Genomic DNA, 6,081 nt, shown 5'->3' with positions numbered 1-6,081 from the left:
GGCGGTCCCGGCAGTTTCACGACGTTGGACATGGGGCGGCTCCTTTCGGGTTGCTCGCCTGTCCCTTCCCCCTCTCCTCAATTCGGCACTGGCCCCCGAGGACTCAGGGCATTACATGAAAGGGGCACTGATATACGCTTGCGCCCATTTTGGTCGTTCGAGAACCGATTAAGCGTCGCCGATATCTGCCTGTCCGCTATCCCTAGCTCCCTGATCGGCATGCTGTAGCGCGTAGAATAGTCCGATACCCGAATGCCCTACGCCTGCTATAGCTTGGCGCATGACAGACGTACCGACCGAAGGCCCCGCTTTCGAGGCAATGATGAGCGGGATCGATGCGGAGCTGAAAGCTAAAGGCGTGGACATTCCGAGCCGCCCAATCTCCGCCGTTGGCGAGGTGAGCATCCGTTATGGGAACATCCCTATCCCACTTGGGGAGGGGGCCGTTAGGGGACCGCCAGAGATCGAGCGCTACCGGCCGCTCGCGAGAGCGATACGGAATTGGTATTACGAAACATATGGAGACCGGATCAAGATTGACATGGCGGTGGGCAAGATCGTCCTACTGCTCGAGGGCGACCTGTACGCTCTGCGGATCCCTCAGTTCGTCGGCAGCGTAAATTTCATTGCGGAGCGAGAGTGGATCCAGAAGGCACCAATTGGCCGCGGTTCCGCAACCACCAACGTCGTGCAGCTTGTAGACGGCATGACACCAGGGTTGGCTCAAAGACTATCTGACGAGGCGCTGCTTGAAATTGGGTCCTCGTTCGAGATCGGCCTGCTTGCATTCTATACCCTTATGAGCACACAGAATGAACTGATGGCCATTGCGCGCAACGATATAAAGATGGCGGTATCGAACCTGATGGAGCGACACGATCACTTCGGCGCTTCGAAATGGGCGTCGCTTCAGTCAGCCGAAAAGGTTCTGAAGGCCGCAATCGCGCTCAAAGGCGGTCGCTTCAAGTACGTGCATGATCTGGGGCAGCTGTGCCATCAGCTTACCGAACTTGGCATGGTTTTCGACCATGCTCGGCTCGTCGACGACATTCAATGCACGCCGAAGATCAGGTACGGAGAGGAGGCGTGCTCGCGCGAACAGGCACTTGTGGCGCATCAAGCTTCTTTGGTCTTGGTCAACCGGCTGCGGGATGCGGGCGCAGGCTTCGAACTGGGGCTGGGTGGATAATGAATCCCGTGCGTGCCGTATGCGCCCATCCAGGCCGCTCAATCAGAAAAGTCTCGCGCCTTACGAGCGGTAAGTCCGGTTGTGGCCGGGGGCTGTGAGGTGGTCCCGCCTTCTTGGACAGTTTGGCGGCTGAGTTAAGCTAATCCCGGTTGTCGTTCATGCCGCCTGTTTGATCATCAGATCATGGGGGGCATGCCCCCCATGATCTGATTGCCCGATCCGCCGATAGGCCTCGACCGGGGTTTTTCCGGCCAGGCCCGAGTGCGGACGCTGGGTGTTGTAATAGGTGATCCAGCGGCCAAGGCCAGCTTTCAACTCCGAGCCGGTCTCGAAGGCGTGGAGATAAACGCATTCGTACTTCAGGGATCGCCAAAGGCGTTCGATGAAGACATTGTCCATCCACCGGCCCCGACCGTCCATGCTGATGCGGACCTCTGCCTCGCGCAGCACAGTGGTGAAGGCCTGCGACGTGAACTGGCTACCTTGGTCGGTATTGAAGATCTCGGGCTTGCCGAAGCGAGCCAGCGCCTCCTCCAGCGCCGCGACGCAGAACCCTGCATCCATCGTATTCGATAGCCGCCACGCCAGCACCTTCCGGGTTGCCCAGTCCATGATCGCAACCAGGTACAAGAAGCCGCGCCGCATCGGGATGTAGGTCACATCGGCGCACCAGACCTGATTGGGCCGGTCGATCACCAACTTGCGCAGCAGATACGGATAGACCCGGTGCTGCGGGTGCGGATCACTCGTGCGCGGCCGCTGGTAGATCGGCGTCAGGCCCATCTTCGCCATCAGCCGCCGGGCCCGGCGGCGACCAACCTCATGGCCTGCGCGCCGCAGGTGACGTGCCATCTGCCGGCTGCCGTACCAAGGGCAGTCCAGGAACGTCGCATCGATCACCGTCATCAGCGCCAGCGTCTCATCCGCTTCCGGCACAGGCGCATAATAATACGATGAACGGCCAATCGAGAGCAGGCGACATTGCGCCGAGATCGACAGGCAGTGGTGAGCAGGTTCGACCATCGCCCGCCTCCGCTCCACGCTCATCGACCGAAGGCTTTCGCTAAAAAATCCCGCTCCACCACCAGTTGCCCGATCTTGGCGTGCAGCTTCTCTACCTCGCTCTCGCTGGCAGCCTTGACCGCATCGCCGGCTCCGGAGAACGTGCCTGCCATCCCGTCAATGGCCTGCCGCTTCCAGGAGGCGATCATCGTGTGGTGCACGCCATGCTTGGCTGCCAGTTCCGCCAGCGTCAGGTCACCCCGGATCGCTTCCAGCGCCACCTTGGCTTTGAAATCGGCGCTATAGCGCTTCCTCGTCGTCTTCATTCCCTTACCAATCCATCAGGTCGGGATTAGCTTAGCATCCTGTCCAGAAAAGCGGGACCACCTCACTGGGACAATGCTGTCATTTTAGACGGCCCCCCAAAGTGGCAATTTTTTGGCAAGAGCTGACGTTCGCACAGCAGACCATCCAAGGTTCGCTTCCAGAGCTTCGGTCACCCGCTGATGGCGGGGTGAGCTGTCGAAAAATGCAGGCCTATCGCTTCCCTTTAGTTCAAAAGCCCGCGAAGCTCCTGGAAACAGAGTGAACGACAACAGGGGTCCAAATGCCATTCTGGGACGGCCGTGCTGCCAATGCTGCGGATATCAGACTCTATGTTCCCGGCGCGGGCTGGCGGGCGGCGGTCAGCATGGAGGGCGACACCGACGACGCGCCGGTTCCAGGGTCGGCCAACGCGGTCGGCAGCGTGCTACTGAACATCCTCAACGCCACCAATCTGGTAGTCCTCACCGGCACCGGCTCGTCTTTCGGCGTCAGCAATCCGCAAGGGCGACCGACTCCGGCGGGGATGTGGGATGTCTGGGTCGCTGTGCGCGCTGCGGCGGGCGACGCTGTTTTCGATGCGATCGTTGCCAGCTTCGGCGCCGAGCGCGTGAGCGAGAATATCGAGAAGCTGCTCACCTTATGCAAACTCTATCTCGAACTTCATGACGGCGAGACGAGCGAGCCCGTGCTATCCATGCAGGCTTTTGTCGAAACCGCCGAGCAGGCAATCTTGGCGCGCGTTGATTTCATCGATCGAGAGAGCGGCCTCGACGCTCACGATGCTCTGATCCGCAAAATCGGACGCCGTGGGGTACGCAAACCCCGCGCCAAACTCTTCACAACTAATTATGACCTCTGCTTTGAAGAGGTGGCGCGCCGATCACGTTTCACGTTGATCGACGGTTTTTCGCACAATCTCGACCAAACCTACGATCGCACCCATTTCGATCTCGATATCGTGCGTCGGGAGGGACACCGCGAGAACCCCGACTATGTTGCCAATGTCCTACAATTCTACAAGCTGCATGGCTCGATCGACTGGCGCCGTGTCGAAGGCGACATCCTGCGCACCCGCGCGCAGGTCGGCAAGCCGGTCCTGATCTATCCGCGTTCAAGCAAATATCAGGAGAGTTTCGACGCGCCCTATCTCGACATGCTCTCGGCCTTCCAGGCGGCATTGCGCGAACCAGATACCGCGCTCCTGATTTCCGGGTTCGGGTTTAATGACGATCATATCAGCAGTCCGATCATGTCCGCGATCGAATCCAACATGTCGCTGCGGCTCGCGATTTGCGATCTTGCTTTCATCCCTGACGAGCAGCTGGTGCTCGGGGCCCACGATCTGGCGGGCAAGGCCGAGCTTCCCAACCGCTTTCTTACCCGGTTCCGGCGTCTAGCCGACAGTGGCGATGCCCGTGTGCACTTGATGAACGGCCGGTTCCAGGATCTCGCCGCCGCGATGCCGGACCTGATCGGCGAAACCGACCGCGAGCGGCATGTCCAGCGCATGCGCGCTATCCAGCAAGGCGCGGCGGGTCCGGCATGAACCCGATCAATCCGATCGAGACCGATCGCTACGTCGGTACGGTGACCCAAGTCACGGCGTCCCATGTCCATATGAACCTGCCCAACGCCGTGCCGGGGCGCGAGAGCCGGGGAACGTCGTTGGGAGCGGTCGGCGACTTCGTATTCATCGATTGCGAACGATCCTTCATACTTGGTCGCATCGTCGAGACCCGCCTGCCCGACGGCGAGCGGCTGACCGTCGAGCCCAAGGTAGGTGATGGCGGTACGGTCAACCCGATCGGGCGAGTGCAGCTGCTCGCCGCCGTCGAACAGCGTTCCAATCGGCTGAAGCGAGGCCTTGTCCAGTTCCCGCAGATCGGTGACGCAGTCTATCTCGCCCAGCCCCAGCTTCTCGCGACCCTGATCCGCAATGCGGTCGCAGGATCAGACGATCTGACCCTAAGCATCGGCCGGATCGATGCCGCCGATGGGGTTGATGTCTGCCTGCCCCCCGATCGCCTCTTTGGGCGTCATTGCGGGGTGTTTGGCGCGACCGGGGGAGGCAAGAGTTGGACGGTCGCTACGCTGGTCGAGCAGGTGAAGGCCGCCGGCGGCAAGGCGGTTGTTCTCGATCCGACCGGCGAGTTTTCCGACCTCGCCTGTGTCGACACGGTATTCACCTTTGCGGAGCCGACTGCGGGTCAGGAGTTAGCGTATTTCCCCTATCGGCACATGACAGAGGACGATCTATTTTCGCTGTTCCGGCCATCGGGACAGAGCCAGGGACCCAAGCTGCGCGAAGCGATCCGCAGTCTCAAGCTGGTAAGCGCAATGGGGGCTGCCATCTCGCAGGGCGTCACTGTCGCGGACGGAACGATCATCAAACGCACGAAGCCGCGCGCGCCATTCCTCACAGCCGTGCGCGATCACGCGGTCACGCTGCATGCGCCTGGATGCGCTTTCGATATTCATCGCCTCGCAGAGCAGATCCGAGCCGAGTGCATCTATCTGACGGGTGAGCCTGGCCATTTTGGCAATGCCGACCAAGGCAGTGTCGCCTTCTGCGAAAGCCTGACTGCGCGGATCAACACGCTCCTCGCGTCGCAGGAACTGCAATGCGTCTTCGGACAGGACGGGGTCTCGCTGGTCGACGAACTTCGTGCTTTCTTCGAGGACGACGCGCGAGATGTCGCCGTGGTGTCCTTCAAGGAGGTGCGTTTCGAGCATAATACACGCGAGATCCTTCTCAACGTGATCGGACGTTTTCTGCTCAGCGAGGCGCGCGCTAATCGTTTCCGGACCGACCCCCTGGTGGTGTTCCTTGATGAGGCCCACCAATTTCTCGGCCGGACCGTCGGGGACGATTATGCGTCGATCAAACTCGATTCCTTTGGCATTATCGCCAAGGAAGGCCGAAAATATGGGCTGACGTGCGTGCTCGCGACCCAGCGCCCGCGCGACGTGCCGCCGGACGTGCTCAGCCAACTTGGCACTCTTATCGTCCACCGCCTGACCAATGATCAGGACCGCGAGACGGTCGAGCGCGCCTGTGGCGATCTCGACCGCGGTGCCGCTCAGTTCGTGCCCATGCTTGCACCGGGCGAGGCTGTGGTCATCGGCCCTGAACTGCCCGCACCGGTGCCGATCTTCGTACGTCGCCCCGCGACCCCGCCCGACAGCAAAGGGCCGGCGTTCCAAAAGTCTTGGCAGGATCGCCTTGCGAAGCGGCAGGCCGCTCTAGAACCGCCCCTGGCTCCCGCGCAGGGCGAGCCCGCACCGTAACCAAGAACTGATTTCGTCCGTGGGATTGCAGCCCGCTTGGTCCATTCGTCGTCGACCATTTCGGATATCAATATCGTCAGCTATCGCCGAGACCCGGCTCAGAACCGGACAGTCGCCTACCGGCCCAAGGCAGTCTGCCGCGAGTGCACGGAAAACAGGTGTTGTCGACGCCAGCGGTCGCTAGCGCATCTCCGTGCCCGTTCTATGTAAAGCCCCCGGGCTGGGCAGTGAACTCGGAAGACGCATAGGCGCGCCAGAGATGGCCTTCGGCCTCG

At 61.0% G+C, this 6,081-nt stretch carries 4 protein-coding genes; 3 read left to right on the top strand and 1 reads right to left on the bottom strand.

The genetic code is table 11. The features are described from left to right. The first annotated feature begins 280 nt into the window (after positions 1-280). Positions 281-1,189, top strand: a complete 909-nt coding sequence (locus tag NTCA1_RS27675; RefSeq protein ID WP_142639954.1) for a HEPN domain-containing protein — start codon at positions 281-283, stop codon at positions 1,187-1,189. Positions 1,190-1,345: 156 nt separating this feature from the next. Here NTCA1_RS27675 and NTCA1_RS27670 read toward each other — a convergent pair. Then, positions 1,346-2,517 (bottom strand): IS3 family transposase gene (locus NTCA1_RS27670; protein ID WP_142639952.1). Its coding sequence is split into 2 segments (ribosomal slippage): positions 1,346-2,253 and positions 2,253-2,517, totalling 1,173 coding nucleotides; the frame shifts between segments, so codons are not numbered across the junction. A 281-nt stretch (positions 2,518-2,798) separates the two neighbouring features. On the opposite strand from NTCA1_RS27670, the gene NTCA1_RS27665 reads away from it, so the two are divergent. Both NTCA1_RS27665 and NTCA1_RS27660 read left to right on the top strand, forming a co-directional pair. Next, positions 2,799-4,064 carry an SIR2 family protein gene (locus tag NTCA1_RS27665; protein ID WP_142639951.1) on the top strand — a complete coding sequence of 422 codons (1,266 nt, stop codon included), beginning with the start codon at positions 2,799-2,801 and terminating at the stop codon, positions 4,062-4,064. Beyond that, on the top strand, positions 4,061-5,806 hold the full coding sequence (locus NTCA1_RS27660; RefSeq protein WP_142639949.1) for an ATP-binding protein: 1,746 nt from the start codon (positions 4,061-4,063) through the stop codon (positions 5,804-5,806). Before NTCA1_RS27665 ends, NTCA1_RS27660 begins: the two co-directional genes overlap by 4 nt. Positions 5,807-6,081 lie beyond the last annotated feature (275 nt).

The organism is Novosphingobium sp. TCA1, from assembly GCF_009811895.1.
Classification (GTDB): domain Bacteria; phylum Pseudomonadota; class Alphaproteobacteria; order Sphingomonadales; family Sphingomonadaceae; genus Novosphingobium; species Novosphingobium panipatense_A.
This window is presented reverse-complemented; position numbering and strand designations above follow the sequence as displayed.

Bases quoted from the DNA above. Each gene is read 5' to 3' on its own strand.
- NTCA1_RS27665 (WP_142639951.1), top strand. From the start codon at position 2,799: ATGCCATTCTGGGACGGCCGTGCTGCCAATGCTGCGGATATCAGACTC.
- NTCA1_RS27660 (WP_142639949.1), top strand. From the start codon at position 4,061: ATGAACCCGATCAATCCGATCGAGACCGATCGCTACGTCGGTACGGTG.
- NTCA1_RS27675 (WP_142639954.1), top strand. From the start codon at position 281: ATGACAGACGTACCGACCGAAGGCCCCGCTTTCGAGGCAATGATGAGC.